The organism is Coprococcus sp. AM97-35 (assembly GCF_027697525.1).
Taxonomy (GTDB): Bacteria; Bacillota; Clostridia; order Lachnospirales; family Lachnospiraceae; genus Allocoprococcus; species Allocoprococcus comes.
In genome coordinates this window covers 328058-353904 of the sequence record NZ_JAQESL010000001.1, presented here as the reverse complement: position 1 = coordinate 353904, position 25847 = coordinate 328058, and the positions used below count along the sequence as shown (strand labels likewise).

General features: G+C 42.8%; 27 protein-coding genes. 18 read left to right on the top strand and 9 right to left on the bottom strand.

What is annotated here, in order from left to right:
• The first annotated feature begins 7 nt into the window (after nt 1-7).
• Nucleotides 8-241 (top strand): DUF6061 family protein, encoded by a 234-nt coding sequence (locus PG840_RS01710; protein ID WP_055303613.1) that lies wholly within the window; start codon nt 8-10, stop codon nt 239-241.
• A gap of 157 nt (nt 242-398) precedes the next feature.
• Here PG840_RS01710 and PG840_RS01705 read toward each other — a convergent pair whose 3' ends face one another.
• The 7 genes from PG840_RS01705 to PG840_RS01675 all read right to left on the bottom strand — a co-directional run bounded on the left by PG840_RS01705 (nt 399) and on the right by PG840_RS01675 (nt 6580).
• The gene (locus PG840_RS01705) at nt 399-725 is read right to left on the bottom strand and encodes a hypothetical protein (protein ID WP_055303614.1); all 327 of its coding nucleotides are present in this window, start codon (nt 723-725) and stop codon (nt 399-401) included.
• Between the two features lie 38 nt (nt 726-763).
• A complete protein-coding gene (locus PG840_RS01700; RefSeq protein ID WP_055303615.1) occupies nt 764-1645 on the bottom strand; it encodes a sensor histidine kinase in 882 nt (293 codons plus the stop codon).
• Between the two features lie 12 nt (nt 1646-1657).
• The gene (locus PG840_RS01695; protein ID WP_158557451.1) at nt 1658-2494 is read right to left on the bottom strand and encodes an ABC transporter permease subunit; all 837 of its coding nucleotides are present in this window, start codon (nt 2492-2494) and stop codon (nt 1658-1660) included.
• The gene (locus tag PG840_RS01690; RefSeq protein ID WP_055303617.1) at nt 2487-3401 is read right to left on the bottom strand and encodes an ABC transporter ATP-binding protein; all 915 of its coding nucleotides are present in this window, start codon (nt 3399-3401) and stop codon (nt 2487-2489) included. The genes PG840_RS01695 and PG840_RS01690 overlap by 8 nt, the downstream gene beginning before the upstream one ends.
• A gap of 67 nt (nt 3402-3468) precedes the next feature.
• The gene (locus PG840_RS01685; RefSeq protein WP_055303618.1) at nt 3469-4152 is read right to left on the bottom strand and encodes a response regulator transcription factor; all 684 of its coding nucleotides are present in this window, start codon (nt 4150-4152) and stop codon (nt 3469-3471) included.
• Between the two features lie 23 nt (nt 4153-4175).
• The gene (locus PG840_RS01680) at nt 4176-5351 is read right to left on the bottom strand and encodes a hypothetical protein (RefSeq protein ID WP_117767771.1); all 1176 of its coding nucleotides are present in this window, start codon (nt 5349-5351) and stop codon (nt 4176-4178) included.
• Nucleotides 5352-5476: 125 nt separating this feature from the next.
• Nucleotides 5477-6580, bottom strand: a complete 1104-nt coding sequence (locus PG840_RS01675) for a DUF6076 domain-containing protein (RefSeq protein WP_055303620.1) — start codon at nt 6578-6580, stop codon at nt 5477-5479.
• 222 nt (nt 6581-6802) lie between these two features.
• Between PG840_RS01675 and PG840_RS01670 the strand changes: the two genes are divergently transcribed.
• From PG840_RS01670 to PG840_RS01595, 16 genes are all read left to right on the top strand, one after another.
• The gene (locus PG840_RS01670; protein ID WP_117767770.1) at nt 6803-7423 is read left to right on the top strand and encodes a CHC2 zinc finger domain-containing protein; all 621 of its coding nucleotides are present in this window, start codon (nt 6803-6805) and stop codon (nt 7421-7423) included.
• The gene (locus tag PG840_RS01665) at nt 7398-8771 is read left to right on the top strand and encodes a DNA primase family protein (RefSeq protein ID WP_070100996.1); all 1374 of its coding nucleotides are present in this window, start codon (nt 7398-7400) and stop codon (nt 8769-8771) included. Before PG840_RS01670 ends, PG840_RS01665 begins: the two co-directional genes overlap by 26 nt.
• A 400-nt stretch (nt 8772-9171) precedes the next feature.
• Complete coding sequence (locus tag PG840_RS01660; RefSeq protein ID WP_031473406.1) at nt 9172-9387, top strand: hypothetical protein; 216 nt, start codon at nt 9172-9174, stop codon at nt 9385-9387.
• A 348-nt stretch (nt 9388-9735) separates the two neighbouring features.
• Nucleotides 9736-11025: a plasmid recombination protein gene (locus tag PG840_RS01655; RefSeq protein WP_055303623.1), complete on the top strand. Its 1290-nt coding sequence runs from the start codon at nt 9736-9738 to the stop codon at nt 11023-11025.
• A gap of 16 nt (nt 11026-11041) precedes the next feature.
• Complete coding sequence (locus PG840_RS01650; protein ID WP_270613305.1) at nt 11042-11227, top strand: hypothetical protein; 186 nt, start codon at nt 11042-11044, stop codon at nt 11225-11227.
• A 90-nt stretch (nt 11228-11317) separates the two neighbouring features.
• Complete coding sequence (locus PG840_RS01645) at nt 11318-11548, top strand: helix-turn-helix domain-containing protein (protein WP_055303625.1); 231 nt, start codon at nt 11318-11320, stop codon at nt 11546-11548.
• Nucleotides 11529-13202, top strand: a complete 1674-nt coding sequence (locus PG840_RS01640; protein WP_334304441.1) for a recombinase family protein — start codon at nt 11529-11531, stop codon at nt 13200-13202. The genes PG840_RS01645 and PG840_RS01640 overlap by 20 nt, the downstream gene beginning before the upstream one ends.
• Before the next feature lie 122 nt (nt 13203-13324).
• A complete protein-coding gene (locus PG840_RS01635) occupies nt 13325-14521 on the top strand; it encodes an ROK family transcriptional regulator (RefSeq protein ID WP_330674078.1) in 1197 nt (398 codons plus the stop codon).
• A gap of 389 nt (nt 14522-14910) precedes the next feature.
• Complete coding sequence (locus PG840_RS01630) at nt 14911-15939, top strand: zinc-dependent alcohol dehydrogenase (protein ID WP_119221122.1); 1029 nt, start codon at nt 14911-14913, stop codon at nt 15937-15939.
• Nucleotides 15940-15948: 9 nt separating this feature from the next.
• Complete coding sequence (locus tag PG840_RS01625) at nt 15949-16341, top strand: VOC family protein (protein ID WP_270203873.1); 393 nt, start codon at nt 15949-15951, stop codon at nt 16339-16341.
• Between the two features lie 18 nt (nt 16342-16359).
• On the top strand, nt 16360-17724 hold the full coding sequence (locus tag PG840_RS01620; RefSeq protein ID WP_270613303.1) for an MFS transporter: 1365 nt from the start codon (nt 16360-16362) through the stop codon (nt 17722-17724).
• Nucleotides 17708-18688: a carbohydrate kinase family protein gene (locus PG840_RS01615; protein WP_117823770.1), complete on the top strand. Its 981-nt coding sequence runs from the start codon at nt 17708-17710 to the stop codon at nt 18686-18688. Before PG840_RS01620 ends, PG840_RS01615 begins: the two co-directional genes overlap by 17 nt.
• Before the next feature lie 263 nt (nt 18689-18951).
• Nucleotides 18952-19125: a hypothetical protein gene (locus PG840_RS01610; RefSeq protein ID WP_008369404.1), complete on the top strand. Its 174-nt coding sequence runs from the start codon at nt 18952-18954 to the stop codon at nt 19123-19125.
• A gap of 218 nt (nt 19126-19343) precedes the next feature.
• Nucleotides 19344-20342: an aldo/keto reductase gene (locus PG840_RS01605; protein WP_270613302.1), complete on the top strand. Its 999-nt coding sequence runs from the start codon at nt 19344-19346 to the stop codon at nt 20340-20342.
• 84 nt (nt 20343-20426) lie between these two features.
• Nucleotides 20427-21374 (top strand): hypothetical protein, encoded by a 948-nt coding sequence (locus PG840_RS01600; protein WP_270613300.1) that lies wholly within the window; start codon nt 20427-20429, stop codon nt 21372-21374.
• A gap of 30 nt (nt 21375-21404) precedes the next feature.
• Nucleotides 21405-22727 (top strand): MATE family efflux transporter, encoded by a 1323-nt coding sequence (locus PG840_RS01595; protein ID WP_270613299.1) that lies wholly within the window; start codon nt 21405-21407, stop codon nt 22725-22727.
• A 40-nt stretch (nt 22728-22767) separates the two neighbouring features.
• On the opposite strand, the gene PG840_RS01590 is transcribed toward PG840_RS01595, so the two are convergent.
• A complete protein-coding gene (locus PG840_RS01590; RefSeq protein WP_270613298.1) occupies nt 22768-23658 on the bottom strand; it encodes an AraC family transcriptional regulator in 891 nt (296 codons plus the stop codon).
• 158 nt (nt 23659-23816) lie between these two features.
• Here PG840_RS01590 and PG840_RS01585 point away from each other — a divergent pair, with 158 nt between their 5' ends.
• Nucleotides 23817-25502, top strand: a complete 1686-nt coding sequence (locus PG840_RS01585; protein ID WP_270613297.1) for an alpha-glucosidase — start codon at nt 23817-23819, stop codon at nt 25500-25502.
• Here PG840_RS01585 and PG840_RS01580 read toward each other — a convergent pair whose 3' ends face one another.
• A complete protein-coding gene (locus PG840_RS01580) occupies nt 25503-25784 on the bottom strand; it encodes a hypothetical protein (protein WP_270205941.1) in 282 nt (93 codons plus the stop codon). It abuts the gene before it with no gap.
• Between the last annotated feature and the right edge of the window lie 63 nt (nt 25785-25847).

Here is a 25847-nt window from a genome sequence, read left to right as displayed (position 1 = left end):
GTTTCTTATGGATAGATTGATTTCTTGTAAGTTTAACATGGATACCGCTTGTGTGGAACTGAAATTCTTTGATGGTAGTATGATTGCGATTGATACGATTGCGGTTGAGAACGAGGTTGCCGACAATATGTATCAGAGGTCGGAACTGGATTATCTGATTTACAATGACCCGATTGGATATGCTGATTTGATATTGAACGGAGATTCCAAAACCTATTTGAAAAACTGTTACAGAGTATAAATCTGTGGATACGGCGATTGGAGCGATTTGCCTGGCTCACTAAACCTCTAAGCCCATAGTTATTGGCTAAGGCAGATATTCAACTTTAATTTTAGAAAACATAAATAAAGGCTATCCAATCTTTTTGACTGGGTAGCCTTTGAAAGTTTTGCTCTTTCTACTTTTTAAGAATCAATTTATGAATGACCATGCCGATTATCAAACCAAAGGATGATACTGCCAAATACCAAAGCGAATGTATCAATGCTGTCTCGTTATAGTATATAAACACAGATGGCACAAATGTAATTGCTATGATTATTGGATACAAGTACTTTACTTTCAGATTTGAAATGCTGCCAATTAGAATTGAAAGCAATAATGTTGCTAAAATAAGCAAAACTATCATTCCCATAACGTCTGTTGGTCCTGCAAATAATGGAAATACATAAAACATAAATAATTGAATTAAGAGTATTAGTATCTCCTTCAAGTATTTCTTCATAATCAAAACACCTCCGTTCATATAAACTCTTTTTTATTTCATTTTGCAAAGATTATCTTGATTTGCAGTTTGTCATTGTTGTAGATTGCTCCAATACTTCCGCCCATACGCTCAATCAGCAGCTTGGCGATGGACAATCCCAAACCGGTTGAATTGCGACTGGCTTCTACTGTATAGAAACGGTCAAACAATCTGCCGACCGTCACATAATTCAGATTGTGCGCCGTGTTGCTGAATGTAACACAGCCGTTCTTATCCATGACTACGGACAGATCGCCGTCAGAGTATTTCAGCGCATTGCTGATAATGTTGGAAAAGATACGGTTGACCGCACCTGCATCCAGTTCACGGAAAACCGGTTCCTCCGGCAATTCGATTTCCGGTTGGATGCCTTTTTCCTGCATGACCGCATAGAAAGACAGCAGACTTTCCTCCAATGCCCGGACAACATCCATACGTTCTGGTTTCAGTTCCTGAAAAGAAGTAACCACACTATATCTGAATAGTTCTTCGGTTAGATTTTTTAAAACATCTGTTCTGTTTTGGATTTGAGAAAGATAGCAGTGTACCGTTTCGCTTTTTTCCTCTCGTTCCAATAGGTCAAGATAACCGTTTATCGCCGTAAGCGGAGTTCTCAGGTCATGGGAAATATTGGTGATAGCTTCTTTCAGTTCCAGATCGCCCTGTTGGTAACGATGGCGTTCCTTGCGGAGCAATCGAAGCTGGATATTAATCTCCGAAGCCAGTTTTCTCAGATGAGGGTCGCTGGAAGAAATATCAATCAGAGTGTTTGTGTCGGAGGAAAGACGTTCCTGGAATTCTGTATGAATTTCATCAATACTTTTTTCTATAAAAATAATCTTTGTGATTAGAAAAAATACAACAATTAGCAAAATACAACACAAAATCCAAGGGAACATCTTTCTACCTCCTTACTTTAGGTTCTTTTTCTTAAAGGAACGACTTCCTATAAGAGATGTTGAAAAAATTACAAACGCAGAGCACAATGGAAGAAAAATCAGGTGTTCCACCCCTTCTTCGCAAAGAATTACACCTTGTCCTCCAGGTGTCAGACAGATAAGAAATTCCAGCAGGATACGAAATGTTCCACCGATGAATTTGATATTTTGGGGATGCCATCGCACAGTTGGGTCTGTATCACTCCACATCCATCCATCCAATAACTCTGGTTCTGCAAAACGATCATAAAGGAGCATCCCGATTATGACCATTGCAGCTACAGCTCCCAGACAAAGAAGTGTCGCTGAGTTTTTGTTCTCCGCCAGACTTGCCAACAGACAACATACGCTGGAGAGTGCAACGACCATCAAAAGGCTTGAAAAAATATAAAATGCCATCTCTCCCAAAGAGAGGTTCAGGCTTGCCGTACCCAGTAGCGGAATACCCAGCATCCCATTAACTATCAACCAGATTAGTGCAGTACTCAGTCCAGCACATATGGTCAGGAGAAGATTGGAAAAATAAACTTCTTCACGAGTGTGTCCGCAGATTAGTTTATTGCGCAGAGTTCCATATTCATAGTCTGTTCCCCACAAATATGCGGCAAATACGGCGATAAATGGTCCCATCAGGGGTGAATATCCAAAAAAACGGGCGACCAGCTTATAGATGTATGCATTAGTCAAATTCGTCTGGAAGTAACCGTTGAGGATGATGAATGCGGAAAGCAATACAGCAATCACTAATTCTATTCGAATCATTTTTTTATTCTCTGTACGGTAAAAGGCTGCTCGAAAAAGTTTACGCATTATTATCACCTCCAACCAGAGAGATGTAATAACTCTCCAAACTTTCATCTTTTTCCTGCATAGACAGCACTTCGCAGTTTTCCTTTGCCAGTACAACGGTCAGCTGTGTCACATTGATCTTTGCGAACACATCGGCTGTTGTTGCGGAGATAATTTTATATTCCAGATTCATGGAATCCAGCACACGAGCCAGAGTAGAAGTATCGGTCACTTCCATGCGGACACACTTGCGGCAAACTGTGTCCAGTTCTTCTGCACTCAGTTCCTTCACCATGCGACCATTATCAATGATACCGTAATGAGTAGCCAGACGGGAAAGTTCATCCAGAATGTGACTGGAAATAAGAACTGTAATCTGTTTTTCTCGGTTCAACTTCAAAATCAGTTCTCGCATTTCCACAATACCCTGAGGGTCGAGACCATTTACAGGCTCATCAAGAACAAGAAAGTCGGGATCACCGGCTAATGCGATAGCGATGCCCAGACGCTGCTTCATACCGAGGGAGAAGTTCTTCGCTTTTTTCTCTCCCGTGTTGTCGAGACCTACCAGCTTCAACAATTCCTGAATACAATCAAATGATGGCAGACCAAGAATGAGATACTGGTGCTTCAGATTTTCCTCCGCAGTCATATCCATGTAGATGGACGGTGTTTCCACCACAGCACCCATGCGACGGCGGGATTTGATAATATCCTTGCTGTCATTGCGGATGCCGTACAGAGAAAAGCTACCGGAAGTCGGTTCCTGCAATCCGCAGATCAAGCGGATCAGGGTTGTCTTACCAGCGCCGTTCTTTCCCACAAAGCCATAGATGGAACCTTTGGGAACATTCATAGTAAGACCATTCAATGCCTGAAAGTTTTTATACTTTTTTGTCAGGCTGTTTGTTTGCAAAATATAGTTCATATTGTATTACCTCCTTTGCTGACCTAAGTTTACAAAACAAAAGTCAAGAAAGTGGTCAAGAAAAACGTCAAGATTTGGTCAAGATTTTTTGTTCTGCCAATTTGAAACCAATTCCCCAGACTGTTTCGATATAGTCTACACCGCTGACATCCTGCATCTTTTTACGAAGATTGCTGATGTGCTGCTTCAAAGAACGCTCGGTGCAGTCGGGTGTGTCCAGACTGATTCTGTCAAGCAGGACACTCTTTGAAATTACCTGTTTGGGATTTTCCATCAGCAGTTTTAAGATGGCATACTCCGTTCGGGTCAGCTTCACAGGCTGCTCCTGTACTGTCAGAGAAAGGGAAACCATATCCAAAACCAAATCGCCAACGGAAAGAGATTTGGTTTCGCCATGTTGTTCTGCCTTGCGGAGCTGAACAGTGATACGGGCAAGAAGCTCCTTTGTATCAAAAGGCTTGGTCATGTAATCTGCCGCACCGCCCAGCAGAAGATTTACCTTGTCTTGCACATCTACTTTTGCGCTGAGAACGATAACAGGAATGTTCTCAATGTGGGGCAGAACTTCCTCGCCAGACAATCCCGGCAACATCAGATCCAGCAGCACCAAATCGGGCTTGTTTTGTGAAAGAAGATATAACGCTTCTGTGCCGGAGTATGCACGAAGAACAGAATAGCCCTCTTGCACCAGCACTTCTCTCAGCATATCTCCAATATGAATATCATCATCTATGATTGCGATTGTTTTCATTCTCGTTCCTCGTCAATTTCCTTTTATAGTTCAAACGCTACTATCGTTTCCTTTGGCAACTTCTCGTTTTCGCAGTTTAGAAGGTAGGCTATTGCCTTGTTCGCAAAGCGGTTTGTTTTCATTGTATCCCAATCGGCAAGTCGGACTATTTCTGATGTGCCGTTCTCAAAATCAAATGAAATCTGGCCCCATTCGCCGTCGCAGTCTGCTTGGTATTCGTAGATTGCGGTGGCGATTTTCTTTTTTCGTTTGGTCTTGGATTTCTGTTTCAAGCGGACAGCATGGATTGCGCCCTCGGCAACCAACAATTCTGTCAGTTTGTCCACTGCTCTGCGGTAGGCTCGCTCCGCACCGCTGGCAGTGCTGCCCTCAAACATTACAGCCAGTTCCTCAAAGGTGGGACGGCCTTTCCATGAGCCGACATGCCCGCAGGTCATGCAGATTGCCAGCCGCTTTTCAAGCAAGGTCTGTTCCCGGTAGTTCAGCTTATCAAAAGCTCGCTGCACCTTTTCTGCCTGTATGCCGTTCCAGAGGATGTCGGAGTAGTTCCAAGTATCATCAAGAGCAACATCTTCGCCCGTTTCCTCGCCGTCCTCATCCGTCACATAGAATGGTTGCTGATTGCGGATACCTCGAACAACTCTCAGATATTCTTCCGCAAGGGCAAAGTCACAGTTATACTTTTTGGAAAACTCGCTGACCGCATCCTTGGTGTTATGGTACAGCCAAGCCATTGACCGCACCATTTTATAATTGGTCAGAGAGGATACCGACCATTTTTCTTCGCCCATGCGGAAGCGGAGCATAGCATCCCGGATGAACGGGAAAATGTATGTAGCATACTCCGCACCCTTGGCAGGATCATAGTCCATCAGCTTTTGGAGCATTTGTTCCCTGCAGGAGAGCTTTATATCTATAAAACGGTCTGTATCGTACAGATCGCCGCCATCCACACCCCAAAAGCCTTTGATGCGCTTATTGAGCTGTGGCTCATAATGGTGGAGGAAGAACGAGAAATATATCAAATTCTTTTCCCGCAAGGCAGACAGGATATATTCATTCAGACTGCCCACCGCTGGCGGCTCCGGTTCCAGTTGGAAGATGCGCTCTGCCATATAGGGAATGATACCATCACCGTGCGGATTGACAGCGTATTTTGGTATGTATCCGGTCATATTCCATGTAAAATCACTTAGCATAGCGCACCTCCTTTCAACGTCCAATTTCAAATTTATTTCTTTTTCTTACTCGCAAAAATTGCAATTATACAGAAAACCAAGAAAAACAAAAATCCTATTTTCATTGACTGTTCCTCCTAACAAATTCAAATGCACTTTTGGGCTTCTTTCTTCAAAGCAACCTGTTCCATTTCTTTCTCATAAGTTCCCTTGGCATAAGCGACATTACTTTTTGCCCGGAGCATCTTATCTTTCGCCAGTTTCTTCATAACCTCTGCTAAATCCTCATCCAGTTTGCCACGCTTGATATAGCGGTTTATGGTATTCAGCCGCTTTTCGTATATCTGGATAACAGGATGATCGTCTGCAAGCTCCCGTTGTTCTCTGCCTTTCAGATTGCCGATCTGTCGGCAGGTGCGGTGTAGCTTGTCCCCCGGCGCATAGCCGCCGCAGTATTTGGTGTGCCTTGCGTTGGTTGTCAGAAACCATTTGCCGCAAATTTTACATTTCTTCGGTGCATGACCGACACACAAGCCCTCAAAGAGATCAGACCGGAACATCCCCACAAAGGATACATAATGGATTCGCTTGACGAGCTTTGCAACTTTTTCGCCGGGACGGATGACCGATACATACTGAACGGAATTGTTCAGGGTAGACATCCAGGCATTGCCCTCCGTGATAGAGAACTCCGGCGGGAAATAGCTGCCGAACATTCTGGCGAAGCCCTCTGCGGTACGGTCTGCTTCATTTCCGTCTGATTTTTCCGCAAAATCAAGCATTGCGGTTTGGTATTCCCCAAGGGAGTATGCCAGATGCCCGAATACAGCAGTATATCGTTGGAGCATCATTGCATCGGCATAGTTCGGGATTTCTTCAAACTGCAAGGAATTAGTTGCGGCTTTTATGGCAAACTCCATATATTTCAGCGCATTGTCCGCAGTAAAGACTTTTTCAATCCGTTCTCTATGTTTTGGAATATTCATATTGGAGAACGGCGGCGTTTCGCTGAGAATATCCACCATTGTCAGCACAGCTTCCTTTGCCATAGGAAAGAGTGCGGAAGCATCCTGTCCGGCGTTTAACATTCCAAGCAGTAGATTGATTTTCTCGCATTGCTCGTTCATTCTTGCGAGGGTATCCGCAGGAACATTCAGCGCATCACAGGCAAGAGTACCGATAGGAAATATTTTGCCCTCATATATGACCGTATCCTGCCAAAAATCCAATGTCATCAGTTCTTGATTCATGCTTGCCCTCCTGTCCTGTTTTTTCACTTTTCTAATTATACCATGCAAATGTGAAGAAATCTACATCATCAGATAAGTTGTCCTGTTTTTTGAAATGAGGTTGTCCTGCTTTTAGCCTGCTTTTTTTCAAATCCGTCATAACCATAGTAGAAAGGGCGAAGCACCTGCCAATCACGGCGGGTGCTTCGTGCTTTCCAGACTATTATGAACGGAGGTTTTTCTATGACAATCTATGAAAACATCAAGGCGGCGATCAGCGTGAAGCAAGCTGCCGAGCACTATGGGCTGAAAGTCAACCGCAGCGGTATGACTTGCTGCCCATTCCACAATGACCGGCATCCGAGCTTGAAGCTGAATGAAGATTATTTCTTCTGCTTCGGTTGCGGAGCCAAGGGAGACGTGATCGACCTTGTGGCAAAGCTGTTCAATCTGAGTAACCATGAAGCAGTGCAAAAGCTGGCTGCGGACTTTGGGCTTGACCCGAAACCGCCCACTGCCGCAGCTATGGTCAAGCCAAAGCGTCCCTATATCCGTCAGTTCCGGGAGGATGAAATGCTGTGTTTCCGGGTGCTGACGGATTATCTGCATCTGTTGGAGGATTGGAAAGTGCGCTATGCACCAAAGACACCGGACGAGCCTTATGATGACCGTTTTGTGGAAGCCTGCCAGATGCACTGCCATATCGAATATATGGCAGATGTGCTGACCGTGGGCGAATTGGAACAGCGTGTAGCTGTTGTGGACAAACTGATGAAGGACGGGTATATCGACTTTCTGAAAGAGTACACTGCACGAAAGAAAAAGGAGGTGGCACACCATGGCGAAGAACCGGAAAACGCCTGATATGAATTTGCCTGTCTGGTTTGATGGGCAGAATATCAATGAAGCTCTGTTTTGTGAAGAATTTCTGCAAGAGAGCAGAATCATCTTTGCAAACAGGGCTTTCTTTACGCCCAATGGACGGGTAACGGATGATATTGTCCTGCGGGGCGAGGTCTACGAAAAGCTGAAAAGCTACACCATCAGCAGCGTACCGCAGAAGATCAAAAACATCATGGAATTGCTGAAACTGGAAGCCATGGTTGAGGATCTTCCTCCCCAGCCTGACCGCATCCATGTTGCCAACGGAACGCTCATGCTGGATGGAAGATTTATCGAGGGGAAAAAGGAAATCGTACAGAGCCGCTTGCCTGTTTCCTACAATCCAAACGCTGCTGCACCTGCTCTGTGGCTGAACTTTTTGGACGGTTTGCTCTATGAAGAAGATATTCCCACCTTGCAGGAGTTTATCGGCTACTGCCTGATTCCCTCCAACAAGGGGCAGCGCATGATGGTGATTAAGGGCAACGGCGGCGAGGGCAAATCTCAAATCGGTGCAGTGCTGTCCACCATATTCGGCACGAATATGAAAGACGGCAGTATCGGTAAAATTTCCGAAAACCGCTTCGCCCGTGCCGATCTGGAACACATCCTGCTGTGCGTGGATGATGATATGCGGATGGAAGCTCTGCGCCAGACCAACTATGTAAAATCCATTGTAACCGCACAGGGCAAGATGGATTTGGAACGCAAAGGTAAACAGAGCTATCAGGGCTGGATGTTCGCCCGGTTGATGGCATTCAGCAATGGCGATCTGCAAGCCCTGTATGACCGTAGCGATGGTTTTTACCGTAGACAGCTTGTGCTGACTACCAAGGAAAAGCCCGTGGACAGAGCCGACGATCCCGATCTTGCAGAGAAGATGAAAGCCGAAGCCGAGGGGATTTTCCTCTGGGCATTTGAAGGCTTGCAGCGGCTTGTTGCCAACAACTTTAAGTTTACGGAGAGCGACCGCATCCGTGAAAACCGGGAAGCGGTCAAGCGTGACAATAACAACATTTTTGACTTCATGGATTCCGAGGGATATATCCGGCGCAAGGCGGATGCGTCCATCAGTTCCAAGGACTTTTACGCTATCTATCGCCTGTGGTGTGAGGAAAACTCCCTTGCCCCTCTGAAATCCCGCAGCTTCAGCGATGCCATGGTTGCCAATGCAAAGAAATTTAATTTGGAGCATTGCAACAACATCACCAACTCAGCCGGACGGCGGGTATGGGGATTTATGGGTGTGGAAGCTGTGGCACGACCTAATATAAACGGGTTTTACGACGTTTCGCCATGTACGTACGTACCGGAGGAATGGCAGGACTGATTCCTGTCTTTCGTTTTCTGTATGTATGTACACAGCGTTTTACCTGTTTTCCTTTTTTATAGGAATAATCAGCTGTCAGAACTGACCTGTTTTCGGGCATTGAAAATCAATGGTAATGGAAACAGCAAAGTTCTTGACCGCAGGACGAAACCATTTCACCAAATCGTGCTTCTCCAAACCATGCACCCAGTTTACGAAACAATGGGTGTTTTCACTGTTTCAGACAAAATCCCACGGAACAGCAAAGTGGGATATATGCCTGTATGGACAGAGTATCGCACTCACAAAATGAAAGCGATTTTGGAGAAAGCAGATTTTTCACTGTTCGGTGCATCTGCTCCGCTTTGGGGAGTAGCCTTTGCACCGAATTGTAAATCAAAAATATGGAGGAATTTACAATATGAATGTACGCAACGAAATCAAGGCACAGATCATCCGTGCCGGAATGACTATGCAGGAAGTAGTTGACCTGCTCTCGGACGAGTACGGTTGGAGCGACAGCGTTTCCAACCTGTCCGCAAAATTACAGCGGGAAAGCATCCGATACAAGGAAGTATTGGAGCTTGCCGATGTGCTGGGATACGACATCGTATGGCAGCAAAGACGGGAGAAGTGATGCCCCGGCAACATCCCCTCGTAGTTTCCGTCCCCATAGGCACACCGCAGTGCTGTCTATGGATGGCAGTGAAAGATACGCTTTTCGCTGCCGCCGTCTGCAAAGAGAAGTTCACCGGAACAGCTTCATGCAGACGGGCTGACCATGGGAAAAGTTGCAGACATTTTCGCATTGGTCAGCAGAGGTTGCCGCAGCAACCGCACTCCCCCTCGGGAGAGCCCTCGGAGAGCCCACGGCACTTTGCAGCCAGTATGGATGAAAGTGTTATAGTGGGTTATTACACTTTGAAAAAGTGCCTCTCCGCAGCTCCCCGCTGTCTGCAAATTTTAAGGAAAGGACAAAAAATCTATGGCAAGAAATGATGGAATAGACCGCACCGTAGCCCGGAATCAGGACTTACCGACACCGGACGATGTGGCAAAAATACAGGAACACAATGAGCGAGAAAAGGACAGTTACAGCAATCAAGACATTGTGCCGGAACGCACTCCGCTGAATGTTCACTTCAAGACTCCCACCGATGATTATGTGAAAATGTTTGAGCAAATGGAACAGGATGGCGTGATCTCCACCAGAGGTCTGAAACCGGATGCCATCAAATACGGCGAGTTGGTTTTTGATGTGAACTCCGCTTATTTCTACAACCACGGCGGCTATGAATTTGCAAAACAGTTTTATGCTGATGCCTATAAAGCCGCCGTGGAGATCGTAGGCGGTGAGCAGTATATCCTCTCTGCTGTGATGCACGCCGATGAGCACAACCGGGCAATGTCCGAAGCTCTTGGCGAGGATGTGTACCACTATCACCTCCATGTGGTTTATATTCCGGTAGTGGAAAAGCAGATCCTTTGGTCGAAGCGATGTAAGGATGAAGCTCTCCGGGGAACGGTAAAGGAAACGATCACACAAGTCAGCCGAAGTAAGAAATGGGACTCCAAACCGGTGCTTGACGAGGACGGAAATCCCAAGCTCAATGAAAAAGGAAAAAAGATTTTAAGGTCATCCTACAGCGTGTTGCAGGATGACTTTTTTAATTTCATGCGTGCTGCCGGATATACCGATGTGGAGCGTGGAGAGCGTGGCAGCACCGAGGAACATCTGACGGTGACACAGTTTAAGGTGCAGGCGGAACAGCAGCGTTTGGAAGCTGTGACAGGACAGGTGGCACAGGCAGAACAGAGTTTGGAGGATGCTAAAGCTGCTACGGAAAAGCAGAAAAAGAAACTGGAAGCTCTGCAAAAGGAAACCAAGGCAGCAAAGGCCATTGCACTTACGGTGCAGGATATTGAAGCGATGGGCAAGAAAGCCACGTTCGGAAACAATATCACGCTGACACCGGATGAATGCGACACGTTGAAACGCTATGCCACCAACGGCATTCTCTTTCATGCAGAGAATGAGCGATTGAAAGGGAAACTGGAATCTGCTCAAAAGTCTGCATCCATTTGGAAGCAGCGATGTGAAGAAGCGAATAAAAAATATCAAGAGTTGAAGCAAAAAGCCCAGCCTTTCCTGGATGCACTGGAAATTGCATCCGAAAAGGTTCGGGCTTTTATCAATTCCATCCTCGCCAGAGGAAAGGAAACACAGGAACACAAAGCACCTGCCCGTAAGCGTGGACAGGACATGGAAATTTGATGGAGGTAACTGCCTATTGAAGAAATATTATGAGGATGCAAAATATAATGCGGCATTTGTCCGCTGTGTGGATGTTATGAGCCAGATGCTCCAGAAATATGGACATCAGGTTTTGGATAAATTGGAACAGGATGCCCCTCAGAAAGTGGAGCATTCCAAGGAAAGTAATCAAGCACGGCCTTTGACGAATAAGGCTGCGTAAAAATTTACAATTTACACGTTGCGTATTCACTGCGGCTATGCTATAATGATTACGCAACGTGTATTTTTGTTTTTTATGGAGAAAAGACAGATGGATTGTAAGAACAGAATTATCAAGTTGCGGGAAAGCACAGGACTGAACCGGAAAGATTTTTGCAAGCTCGTCCATATCCCTTACCGGACTATGACCGAGTGGGAATTGGACAACCGCCATGCACCGGATTATGTGCTGTGGCTTTTGGAGTATTATATCCGCAACGAGGGACTTATGGTAAAGGAAATGAATGAGGGAGGTGGAGATTCTGAAAAAGAAACAACTTAAATGCTATATTTATACAAGAGTGTCCACCTCTATGCAGGTTGACGGGTACAGCTTGGATGCCCAGCGTGACAAGCTGAGGAAGTATGCGGCATACGAAGATATGGTTATTGCCGGGGAGTATTCTGACGAGGGATTTTCCGGAAAGAATATCCAAGGGCGGCAGGACTTCCAACGGATGCTGAATGACATCCAGGACTGCAAGGACGGCGTTTCCTATGTGCTGGTCTTTAAGCTGTCCCGATTCGGCAGAAATGCGGCGGATGTTCTGAACTCTTTGCAGCTCATGCAGGATTTCGGTGTCAATCTGATCTGCGTGGAGGATGGCATCGACAGTTCAAAGGATGCCGGAAAGCTGATGATTTCCGTGCTGTCTGCGGTGGCAGAAATAGAGCGAGAGAATATCCGCACCCAGACAATGGCAGGACGTGAGCAAAAGGCTCGTGAGGGCAAGTGGAACGGTGGTTTCGCTCCTTATGGCTACAAACTGGAAAACGGAGATTTGGTCATTGCGGAGGATGAAGTGGAAGTAATCCGTGTCATTTATGACCGCTACATTCACACCAACGAGGGCGTTGCCGGGGTTGCTAAATATCTGAACCGCAACGGCTTTATCAAGAAACTGCGGCAGAACAATACCATTCCCGGATTTTCAAGGAACTTTGTGCAGGATGTATTGGACAATCCCGTTTACATGGGAAAGATCGCCTATGGCAGACGCAGGACGGAAAAGAAGCAAGGCACAAGAAATGAGATGCACGTAGTTGAGCAGTCGGAGTTCCCGATTTATGAGGGACAGCACGAAGCCATCATTTCGGAAGAAGATTGGTATCTGGCACAGGAAAAGCGTAAGATCAATTCCTTTAAGCGGGAAAAGGTCAACAATCCAGATCATGCACACATCCTGTCCGGCATTCTGAAATGCCCATGCTGCGGAAAGAGTATGTACGGCAATATCGCCAGGGCTCACAGCAAGGACAAGAAAACGAGGTATTATTACTACTGCAAAAACACGGTAACACCTACCGGACATGAGTGCAGCTTCCGACTGAATATCGAGCAGACGGAGATCAACAAGTTTGTGGCTAAGATTATATCCGCTATGGTCAACAATCCCCGGTTTGTAGAAGCGATTCAGGCGAAAATCGGCTCGGCTGTTGATACAGAGGATATGGAAAAGCAGATCGCCGTCCTGCAAGGACAGTTGAAGCAAGCCTTTGGAACGAAAAGCCGCTTGGAGCGTCAGATGGACACCTTGGACATCAACGATGCCCACTATGACAGAAAGATTTTGGACTTGCAGCGCCGCTATGATGAGCAGTATGATACAATAGAGGATATCGAAGTTCAGATTGGCGAATTGCAAGGTCAAATCCGCAGCATTCAGCAGGAGAAAATCTCCGGTAACAATATCTATCGGCTCTTACTGGCATTTGATGAAGTCTACCATTCCGCAACAGAAGCGGAACAGAAAGAGTTTATGAAAGCCTTTATCGAGCGAATTGAGATGTTCCCGGAGAAAAGGAAAGACGGAAGCTGGATAAGAAAGATTGTGTTCAACTTCCCTGTGCCTGTTGATGGCGAGGAAGTGAAAGAACTTCCCTTGGAAACTGAAACAACTGTCGAAACTTGTGTTTTATTGTCCAAACTAGGATAAAAGCTGGCTGATTGGTAAATGGTATTCGTAATATTGCAGAAGAGATTGTGTTAAAAGAATTGGTGTATATCTAAAGCATGGAAAGCTCCTTCGGGAGTTTTTGGCTGTTTATAAGATAAATTTTGTCGGAGATTTATTATAAAACATTACTTTACAAGAAGAATAAAAAAGCATATAATTCTTTTATAATATATTTAATAAAAGAGGGTAAGAAAACGGAAAATAAAGATAAAAAAAATATAACAAGAAAAAAAATAATTAATTATGTGCTAAACAATCATGTTACATCCAAGGCGGGAATCGCAAAAGAGTTAAACTTGAGTATGCCGACTGTGTTAGCAAATGTGAATGACTTGTTAGAAAAAAGGGTGTTGGAAGAAACCGGGGAATATGCCTCAACCGGTGGAAGGAAGGCAAAAAGTATAGGGATTAATAAGTCATACTGTCATGCAATGGGAATTTTGATTACAGCGAATCATATAGAAATGGTATTAGTAAATCTTGGAGATGAGATTATAAAAAAAGATCGCATCCGTTTAAAATTTACGGCAGAATTATCCTATTGTACAGAGGTGGCACAAAAGGTCAAAACTTTTCTTGAAGGCGAAGCAGCGAAGGACACGCTACTTGGGATTGGAGTGGCGATTCCAGGAATTATTGATCAGAAAGAACGGATTGTTTTAAAATCCCATGCTTTAGGTATAGAGAATTATAGTCTGCGCTTTTTAGAGCAGGCGCTGGAAATTCCAGTATATTTTGAAAACGATGCTAATGCTGCAATGCTTGCAGAAAAAAAGCAAAAGTATCCAAATGCGATATATCTGTCTTTGAACCACACCTTAGGAGGTGCATTCTGCATAGATGGAAAGCTGTTTCGAGGGCAAAACCAGAAAGCAGGGGAGTTTGGTCACATGATACTCGTTCCCGGTGGAAGAAAGTGTTATTGTGGTAAATCAGGATGTGCAGATGCATATTGTGCTTCAAGTGTACTGACACAAGATAACAGGCAGTCACTGGATGCATTTATGGAAAAAATTGAAAGTGGTGATGAAAAAAATTTGCAGACATGGAATGAGTATCTGGATCATCTTGCTGTTTTGATATCAAATCTGCGGATGGCATATGATATGGATATCATACTAGGAGGTGATGTGGGAGGTGTATTGTCAGATTATATGATACCACTGGGAGAAAAAGTGATGGCATATAATGGCTTTGAGCATGATGTTTCATACTTGAAAAATTGTTCGTATAAGAAAGAAGCGTCGGCTGTTGGAGCCGCGAAATACTTTTTTACAAAACATATGGTAGAATTGTAAATTTTTTGAACGAAGATAAGCAGTACACCGCATCTGGTGCGTAGGGTAAGGGGATGTTTAGTCTGTTGGAGTTAAAAGCTCCCACTGACAGATTGCAAAGCGAATGCGAACGTTCGACTTGATATGTGTGAAAAACGAGAAGTTGTGTAAAATTAAAAAAAGATATTATAGTAAAAAACGGAAAGAAAACAGTAACTACGGTTTTCTTTCCGTTTTTTTTGCGTGTTAATTGTGAAAAATATACAAAAAATGTGTTTTGAAATTATGAAATATATAAAAATATGAAAAAACATATTGACAAATTGTGTTTGAATGGTAATAATATAATTACTTTGATAAAACATTTTATAAAACACAAAATAAAACAACATAAAAAGGAGGAAACAATTATGTTACAGCAGGTAATGACAAATCCAGGAGAAATTATTTTCAGAGAGGTTCCGGTTCCGGAGGTAAAGGAAAATCAGGTGTTGGTAAAGATTATGAATATTGGTGTTTGTGGATCAGATATTCATGTTTATCATGGAAAACATCCATTTACAAAATATCCGGTAACACAGGGACATGAGGTTTCCGGTGAGATTACAGAACTTGGGAAAAATGTCACAGAGTTTCATGTGGGACAGAAGGTGACGATAGAGCCTCAGGTATATTGTGGACATTGCTATCCATGTCGTCATGGAAAGTATAATCTCTGTGAGGAATTAAAAGTAATGGGATTTCAGACGACAGGAACAGCATCTGAGTATTTTGCAGTGGATGCATCTAAAGTAACACCGATTCCAGAAGATATGTCCTATGAAGAAGGAGCTATGATCGAACCTCTTGCTGTGGCAGTTCATGGTGTAAAACAGATAGGTGATGTGGCGGGCATGAATATTGCAGTTCTTGGCGCAGGACCGATCGGAAATCTCGTGGCACAGGCAGCAAAAGGAATGGGGGCAGCGAAAGTGATGATCACAGATATCAGTGATCTTAGACTGGCAAAGGCAAAAGAATGTGGAATTGATGTGTGTGTGAATACCAAAAATAAAGACTTCGGTGCGGCAATGCTCGAAGCATTTGGACCGGACAAGGCGGATGTGATCTACGACTGTGCCGGAAACAATATCACAATGGGACAGGCAATTAAATATGCAAGAAAAGGAAGCACGATTGTACTAGTGGCTGTTTTTGCAGGAATGGCAGAAGTAGATCTTGCAGTGGCAAATGACCACGAACTTGACATTAAGAGCACGATGATGTACCGCCATGATGATTACATAGATGGAATCAGATTGGTAAATGAGGGCAAAGTTCATTTGAAACCGCTCATCTCAAAGACATTTGCTTTTAAAGATTATCTGAAAGCATACCAGTATATTGATGATAACCGCGAGACAACAATGAAAGTAATTATCAACGTCAGTGAAAAGTAAGGGGTTCGTATGGAAAATAAATATGGAATTGTCGGAGTTGCCCATGTCGGGCTTCCGACAAACGATTTACAGAAAACAGTTGAGTTTTATAAGAGTCTTGGATTTGAAGTGATTATGCAGTCTTATAATGAAAAAGCAGGGGAAAAAGTGGCATTTTTACAGATAAAAAATTACTGTATAGAGACTTTTGAAAATGGGCAGGCGGCAATGTCAGACGGTGCATACCAACATGTTGCACTTGATGTGGAAGACATCGAAAGTATGTATCAGAAAATCAGCAATGAAAAATACACAATTATTACAGACGGAATCGAAGAACTACCATTTTGGGAAAATGGTGTGAAATTTTTTATGATTAAGGGACCAAATGAGGAAAGAATAGAGTTCTGTCAGAAACTCTGATAAAAATAGGAGGGACATATGGGAAGCGAAAACAAAAATGGAAAAGTACCGCTGATCAGTAAGATTGCATATGGGTTTGGTGATGTTGGATGTAATTTCAGCTGGATGTTCGTCAGTAATTTTCTGATGATATTTTATACAGACGTGTTCGGAATCAGTATGGCGGCTGTGTCAGCACTTATGCTTTTTTCAAGATTCTGGGATGCAATCAATGATCCAATCGTCGGGGGACTTACGGATAAAACAAAATCGAGATGGGGACGGTACCGTCCATGGCTGTTAGTAGCGGCACCAATTACAGCGATTCTTCTTGTTATGACATTCTGGGCAAGACCCGATTGGCCGCAGAATGGAAAGATCATTTATATGGTAATTACATATTGTCTGCTGGTTTTGGGGTATACCTGTGTGAATATTCCATATGGAACCTTGTGTGGTGCTATGACACAGGATATTGATGAACGTGCAAAAATAAATACATCCCGTTCGGTTGCAGCGATGATTGCAATTGGTGTGTTAAATATTATTACAGTTCCACTGCTCAGCAAATTCGGCAGTCATAGTGCAAAGACAGGATATCTGACGGTTGCGGTCATATATGGATGTATTTTTACAGCCTGTCATTTCTTCTGCTTTGCGAAGACGAAAGAGGCAGTGATCACTCCGGAAAAAGAAAAAATTTCTGTAAAGGTTCAGTTGAAAGCAGTCATGCAGAATAGACCATATCTTCTTGCATTGGTAGGACAGATATTATTTGGATTTACATTATATGGTAGAAACGCAGATATTCTGTATTATTTTACATATGTGGAAGGGAATGCCTCCTACTACACAACTTATTCGATGTGCATCATTATTCCTTCTATCATCGGGGCAGCCTGTTTTCAACCAGTATTCCGCAAGTTGAATAACAAAGGAAGAACAGCATCTCTCTTTGCTTTATTTACAGGAATTTCAATGTTGTTTATGTTTTTCTTCAATGCCAAAGAATCACCAGCTATTTTTTATGCATTATCTGGTCTCACACAGTTTTTTTTCTCTGGATTTAATACCGCAATCTATGCAATTATTCCAGACTGTGTGGAATATGGTGAGTGGAAAACCGGACTTAGAAATGATGGTTTTCAGTATGCATTTATTTCACTTGGAAATAAAATCGGAATGGCAGTTGGAACAGCACTTTTAGCAGGATTACTTGGAAAATATGGTTATATTGCAAATCAGACACAAAATGCAATTGTACTTTCAATTATGAAACATGCATTTACGACGATTCCAGGTGCACTTTGGATTGTGACTGCGGTTGTATTATTTTTCTACCGGTTAAATAAAAAACGTTATAACGAGATTGTGGAGGAACTGAAAAATGGAAGAAAAAGTTGATATCGTGGCATTGGGTGAATTGTTGATTGATTTTACGGAAGCAGGACACAGTCAGGATGGGAGAAAATTGTTCGAACAGAATCCCGGCGGTGCTCCGGCAAATCTTCTAACCGTTGCAAGCCACTTTGGGTATCGCACATCTTTTATTGGAAAAGTTGGAAACGATATGCATGGTAAATTTTTAAAGAAGACATTGCAAGAGGAAGGAATCAATACAGATGCTATTGTTGAAGACCCGGGTTATTTTACAACGTTGGCATTTGTGGAAATCGGTGAAAATGGAGAACGGAATTTTTCTTTTGCAAGAAAACCGGGTGCAGATACACAGTTAAAAAAAGAAGAACTGGATCAGACATTAATTTCAGGTTGTAGAATTTTTCATTTTGGATCATTATCGTTGACAGATGAACCGGCAGAAAGTACAACGATTGAAGCGGTAAAAATGGCAAAAGCAGCGGGTGCACTTATTTCCTATGATCCAAATTATCGCCCGTCTCTTTGGAAAAGCAAAGAGTATGCAGTGAAAAAAATGAGATCTGTTATAGAAATGGTAGATGTCATGAAGGTATCGGATGAAGAGAGTACTCTGTTGACAGAGGCGAAAAGTTATGAGCAGGCTGCAGATCAACTCCTTGCCATGGGACCAAAGCTGGTTGCCATTACATTGGGAGAACAGGGCGTTCTTATGGCAACAAAAAGCAGAAAAGAAATCATCAAAGCATTTCAGATACATGTGGTCGACACGACTGGGGCAGGTGATTCATTTTGGGGAGGCGTATTATGCAGTCTCCTTTCTATGAATAAGAATGTTGAAAAAATGGAATGGGAAGAAATCAAAAAGTGTGCTGTTTTGGGAAATGCAGTTGCTGGATTGTGTGTGCAAAAGAGAGGTGGAATCCCTGCGATTCCGACGAAAGAAGCAGTGTTTGAATTTATGTTCAAAAAGCTTATCAGATGTTTGTAGACAATCTGAAGAAAAGTGCAACAACAAGAGCGTGCATATTTGCAAGCTTTTTTGAAAACTGTCGTTTGGTAAAATCTATTCTATTTTTAAAAGCTTTGCGATAAAATATGTTCTGTGAATCATTTACAGTATTGTATTTTGAGGAGACTTCATTCATGGTGAGTGAAGTCTCTTTTATTTTGCACTGTATAATGGAAAAAGTTTTGGTTGAACAGCAGTTGGAATAGTGAACGCATGCGTTCACATTTTATAACTAAGAAGTAATGGATTGGAAAGAAAATAATCAAGAACTTATTGTAGTATTATTAACCTTTGATACAGACGAAAAAGGTGGAGATGGTGGGTTCAATCCTAATGCTACATATACCAACTGGCAGTGGCATTTAGTGAAAACAAAAGATAAAAAGAATTGGGAAATAATCAGTTGGGGTTATTAATCGATTCCGGTTTGATGAATTCATGTGGCTTTTGAAATGGTAAAGTGATTTTATTTTACTTATTCCGGAGCGTGGTATATACTAATAGGTAGAGTAAGTAACGCACAGATGTGATAAAATTGTCTTTTTAAATATAGACAGCCTTGTGAGGGGAACGCTGTACGGTTAGGATACTGCATAAAAAGCAGGAAAGAATAACGAAAAACGGAGGAATTAAAATGAAATTTCAAAAGCTTGGCAACACGGACATCGATGTTTCTGTGGTTGCATTAGGTACTTGGGGGCTTGGCGGCGGAAGTGTCTGGACAGACGGAGATTCTACAGTTGAGGACGCGAAGCGCCTGCTTGATATTTGTCATGAACATGGCGTGAATTACATCGATACCGCACCGGTATATGGTACAGGAGTAAGTGAGGAACTGCTTGGTAAGGCACTGAAAGGCAGAAGAAATGATTTTGTTTTGCAGACCAAATGCTCTCTGAATTGGAGAAATGAGGGCGGTAATTTTCATTATGAACGAGACGGTTATACCGTTAACAATGACACCCGCGCATCAGCAGTGAAAAAGGACGTGGAAGACTCTCTGCGAAGAATGGGAACCGATTATCTGGATTCTGTTATCGTACATTATGTCTGTGGCAGCTTTCCGGTGGAGGAAACGGTTGGAGCTTTGGAAAATCTGGTTCGTGAAGGAAAGATCCGTACCTATGGACTTTCTAACAGTCAACCCGCAGATTTGGCTGCATATCAGGAAGCCGGCGGAAACGTATCTGTTGTACAGGAATTTTTCAGTATTCTCTCTCCTTTCCATGGCAGAGAATATTTTGATCTGTGTAAAAAGTATAACACGGTATTTCAGACCTATGGTGTGTTGGAGGAAGGATTTTTAACTTCTCCTGCCTTTATGGACCGTGAATTTGCAAAAACCGATATCCGATCCAGAATACCTTGGACAGATCCGGAGAAAAAAGAAGGACTTCGCAAGGCTTTTGAAATCTGGAAACCGCTTTGTGAGGAATATCATTGCAGTTTTGCAACGCTGGTAGAAGCCTGGGCACTATCTCAGTATGACCGAATGAGTCTTCTGGTTGGAATGCGAAAAGCTTCCAGTGTGGAAGATACTGTAAAGTGTCTGGATATTAAGTTGCGTGCCGAGGACATCAAATGTATGGAGGAAGCAGTAAAGACAATTCAGGTTGCGGTTTTGGACAAATAGAAAACTGAAAAGGTGGAAAGGATCGGGAGCGTGTATCCGATCCTTTCTTTATCCGAGAATAGATAGCATGAAAGGAAAATAAGTATGAAAGAACCTATGATGGCAGACAGCCATGAAATCACAGTTAGAAACTATAAGCAACCGATGCGAAATCGTCTGATCATGATGCTGATCTGCATTGGGATTGCTCTTATATCATTTTTTGTTGTTTCCAAATGGGCAACTTCTGTCGAATCGTACCGTTGGGTTATCAAAATACTGAATGGATTGCAGAAAAAAGCACTTGGGCTTTCCGGAACAGCAACCGCTCTTGCAACAGGTGCTGCAGCAATACCGGGAGAAGCCGCAACTCCGATCGCGAATAAGCTGGCAGATGTCGCAGGCTATATGGTGATCGTTTATGCAGTGATCATTGTTGAAAAATATTTACTGACTATCACCGGGTATATTGCATTTAAAATCTTATTTCCTATCGGATGCGTGCTTCTGGCAGCAGGCAACTTTTTGAAAAACGGATGGAAAGAATTTATTTACAGAATCGGAATCAAGAGTATCATTCTGGGTGTTCTTTTGTGGGGACTGGTTCCTACCAGTGCATGGGTGACGAATATGGTAAATGAAACCTATGCAAAGTCCTATGAAGCTGATTTTACACTGGAAGATACGGAAGAATTATCAGATGAGGGAGATACCTCTGCAAACGCAGACAAGAAGGATGAAGCACAAGAAACGAAAGATAAAAAGTTTTCTCTCAGTGAATTTCTTAATAATGCGAAGGATAAGGTTGATGATGCGATTGATGCGGTAGGTGAAGTCGCTACAGAAAAACTCTCTGCTTTTGAGGATGGATTAAACAGAATTATAGAGGGCGTGGCAGTACTGCTTGTGACAACCTGTGCCATTCCGGTTCTGGTCATGTTATCATTTACCTGGATTCTGAAGGGAATAATGGGTTTAAAAATTCCATCTATTACTCTTCAGTCAGTGCCAAGGGTTTCTGAAAGGAAAAGAAAGAAAACGGAAGAGAATTAATTTTAAATTTTACCGAAGGAGAGGAATGAGATGACAAAAGATCTGACAACCGGGAAAATCATGCCGATTCTTGTGAATTTCACTGTGCCGCTTGTTTTGGGAAATCTGTTTCAGCTGACTTATAATGCGGTGGACAGCATCATCGTAGGGCATTTTGTGGGGAAAGAAGCGCTGGCGGCAGTTGGTATCTGTAATCCGATCAGTACGCTTATGATACTGTTTTTAAATGGATTATGTATGGGGGCAAGTATCCTCATGGGAATTCAGTATGGGGCAAAGGATTATAAGACTTTGCACAGGCAGATCAGTACAACCATGTTGTCGGGAGTAGTTTTTTCATTTTTTCTGACTTTATTTTGCGTGGTATTTGCTGTACCGATCCTGCATCTGCTGCAGGTAGATGCATCGATTATGGAGATGACGCGGCAGTATTTACGGATTATTTTTCTGGGATTAATGTTCACCTTTTTGTATAACTTTTTTTCCAGTACCTTAAGAGCTTTGGGAGACAGTGCATCGCCTTTGTATTTCTTAATTATCAGTGCAGTCCTGAATATATTCGGAGATCTGTTTTTTGTCATTGTACTAAAGGCAGGAAGCAATGGATGCGCCATTTCAACAGTGCTTAGTGAGGCACTGTGCTGCCTGTTCTGTATTATTTATATACAGAAAAAAGTACCGATTCTTCGTCTGGGTAAGAAATGGCTGGTATTCGATTCACGTTTGCTGAAGAAAACAATTGCTTACGGATGGGCATCCGCCATGCAGCAGGCCACCGTGCAAATGGGAAAAATTGCGATCCAGGCGCTGGTTAATACTATGGGAGTTTCCGTGGCTGCAGCTTTTGCGGTGGTCAATCGGATTGATGACTTTGCAATTACACCGGAACAGAATATTGCCCATGCCATGACGGCACTTATGGCGCAGAATAAGGGAGCCGGAAAAAATGACCGTATGCGGGAGGGATTTCGTTGTGGAATGATTCTGGAAATTGTTTATGGAGCAGCTGTTATGGTGATCTGCCAGGTATTTGCCGGAGAACTAATGGCACTTTTCGTAAAAGATGAGGAAGTAATAGGACATGGTGTCATTTATCTGCATCTGATTGCTGTGATGTATATTCTTCCGGCCGTTACGAATGCAATTCAAGGATTCTTCCGTGGAATCGGAGACTTGAAGGTGACACTGATGAGCAGTTTTACCAATATGGCAGTCCGAGTCATTGCAGCAGCACCTATGATTTTGTTGTGGAACTTTGGAATTGAAGCGTTGCCATATTCCTATCTGGCAGGCTGGATTGCCATGCTTTTGGTAGAAACGCCTTTGATGATTCGGATTTATCGTAAAAAATAACAGGATTTAAAGAAAATATAAAATCGCTCAGGGAATGAGTTTATACAGAATCCAGTTCTAATCTTTTTATAAAAGCCAGTGGTGTCATATGGTATTTTGCTTTGAATGCTCTGTAAAAATAAGAAAGATTATGAAAGCCAACAGATAAAGATACCTCTAATATGGAGGTGTTACCGTGTTCAAATAACTCTACCGCTTTTTCCAGTCTGATATTGTTAATATACTGAATGCAGGTCATATTCATGTGTTTTTTGAAAAAACGCATAAAATGATACTCGCTGAAATAACATAGCTTTGCAAGTTCAGAAACCGACAGAGCTTCTGCATAATGCAGATCAATATGATCAAGTACAATTTTTAATTTGTCGGAAGAGTCTGATTCCGTGGAGAAGCTTGTGCTGCTGTACTGGAGCAGAAGAAAAAGTGTCTGCAGCAGATAAGATTTTATGGCGAGTTCATATCCAAACATCCGGGTATCGTAAAGGGAGGCAAGCTGTGCAAAAGACTTGCAAAGAGAATCATATGCAGGATGATCCGCGGTAATGAGACAGGGTAAAGATAATTCGTGGTTTACCATGGGCGTAAGGTAGCGGGTAGAACAGATGTCTGCAGTATTTCCTCCCAAAAGATTCATATGGAATACATAGGTTTCCGAACAGAAGTCCTGACTGCTTTTCAGGATAATGGAATGCAGCAGCAGGGGAGGAATAAACAGGATATCCCCGGTACTTGCTTCATATTCAATTAAATCGATCTGGTAGACACAGGAACCTTTTGTTATAAGGGTAAGCTCTGCTTCCTCGTGCCAGTGCATTGTTATGACAGGTGCTTCTTTTGTCAGCTGTGTAATATACTTCTGGATTGGAAAATAAACTTCTCCATGTTTGATATTTTCTTTTTGCTCCGGTATAAGTGAATGTGGCGTTTTCATTTTTTGCCCTCTCTATAATAGCAGTATTGTGTTATACAATGAAAAAATAATGCAAGATTTGTCAAGAATAAGATCTTATAATAGCAGTATAATACAGCTAGAGCAATAACGCAATGGCGAACAAATACTAAGATTATAGATGAAAGAGGTTGATAATAATGGAAAAAAAGTGGTGGCATGACAAAGTAGCGTATCAGATTTACCCAAAGAGTTTTATGGATACAAATGGAGACGGAATCGGAGATCTGAGAGGAATTATTTCTAAACTGGATTATCTGAAAAAATTAGGAATCGATATTATTTGGTTATCACCTATTTATAAATCACCATTTGTAGACCAGGGATATGATATTGCGGATTACTATGCAATTGCAGAAGAATTCGGAACAATGGAAGAATTTGATGAACTGCTGGCAGAAGCAAAAAAACGAGACATGCATATTATTATGGATCTGGTTATTAATCATTGCTCCGATAAACATGAGTGGTTTCAGAAAGCACTTGCTGATCCAGATGGAGCGTTTGCGGATTATTTTTATTTCCGCAAGGGAAAAAACGGCAATCCACCGAGCAATTACCGTTCCTATTTTGGAGGAAGCTGTTGGGAAAAGGTACCGGGAACGGACAAATATTATTTTCACATGTTTGCAAAGGAACAGCCGGATCTGAATTGGGAAAATCCGAAGTTACGGCAGGAACTGTACAAAATGATCAACTGGTGGCTGGAAAAAGGTCTCTCCGGTTTTCGAATCGATGCGATCATAAACATTAAGAAGGATCTGAACTTTCCTGATTTTGCACCGGATGGGAAAGATGGTCTGGCAAGCTGCTGGAAGATGGTTGAAAGTGTAGACGGAGTAGGAGAGCTGTTGGAAGATCTGAAAAAATCAACTTTTGAAAAGTATGATGCCTTTACAGTCGGAGAAGTATTTAACATGAAACCGGATGAATTACCGGAATTTATTGGAGAAACCGGTCATTTTTCAACGATATTTGATTTTAGCGCCCATACGCTCACTGATGGAGAACATGGATGGTATGATGCTCCGAAGCTGGAATTTGCGAAATGGAGAGCTGCGATCATTCAGGCACAATTAGAAACACAGAAGTATGGCTTTAAGGCGAATATCATTGAAAATCACGATGAGCCAAGAGGGGCATCCAGATTTTTGCCATCTTATGCTCAGACACCGGATGGAATCAAGATGCTTGGTACCATAAGCCTTCTCCTCAGAGGAATTCCTTTCATTTACCAGGGGCAGGAAATCGGTATGAGAAATGCCAAATGGAACAGCATGGAGGAATTTGATGATATCAGTACAAAAGACCAGTATCATACTGCCCGTGAAGCGGGATTATCGGATCAGGAAGCCTTGGAAGTATGCAGCCGTATGAGCCGTGACAATGCAAGAACACCAATGCAATGGACGAGCGGGGAAAATGGCGGTTTTACAAAAGGAACTCCATGGTTAAAGGTAAATCCTTTATTTAAAGACGTGAATGTGGAAGCTCAGGAACAGGATCCAGATTCAGTTTTGAATTATTATCGCAAACTGGTTGCACTGCGTAAATCGGATGAACTGAAAGAAGTATTTACCTATGGAGAATTTCTTCCGGAATATGAAAATGTGGACGGAGTCATGGCATTTTACCGTAAAGATGAATCCAAGTGCATTCTTGTGGCTGCTAATTTCGGAAAGGATGCTGCAACAATCAAACTGAAGAGCGAAATCGAAAAAGTATGGTTATCGAACCGTATAGATGGAACGGTAGATTGTGAAAAGGATTCATTGAATTTACGGAGCTGTGAAGTGGTTGTTCTGGAGCTGGAAAACCACAAGTAACTAACTATATAACTCCCGGGTCTCTTTTTGAATCAGACGTCCAGCTGCTTTTGAAAGCTGATCAATCTGGCGGATCCTGGTAAATTCTTTTCCGTAAATCTGTTTAGCATTTGTCACTTCGCCATCGTTTCCCATAAAGACGGCGGATACATGAATTCCGTTTTTGCGAAGCGCTCTTACCTCTGCTGCAGTATCCTTGATGGCAGCATGTTCTTCGTAAGCAGATCCGAAAGGAGCATTTGATGTCGGATATTTGATTTTTGATTTGATTGCCGCTATCATTATCTCCTTTGGATGCTACACTCCGGTAACACTATTCAGTAAAACAAAACCAAAAGTAGATTA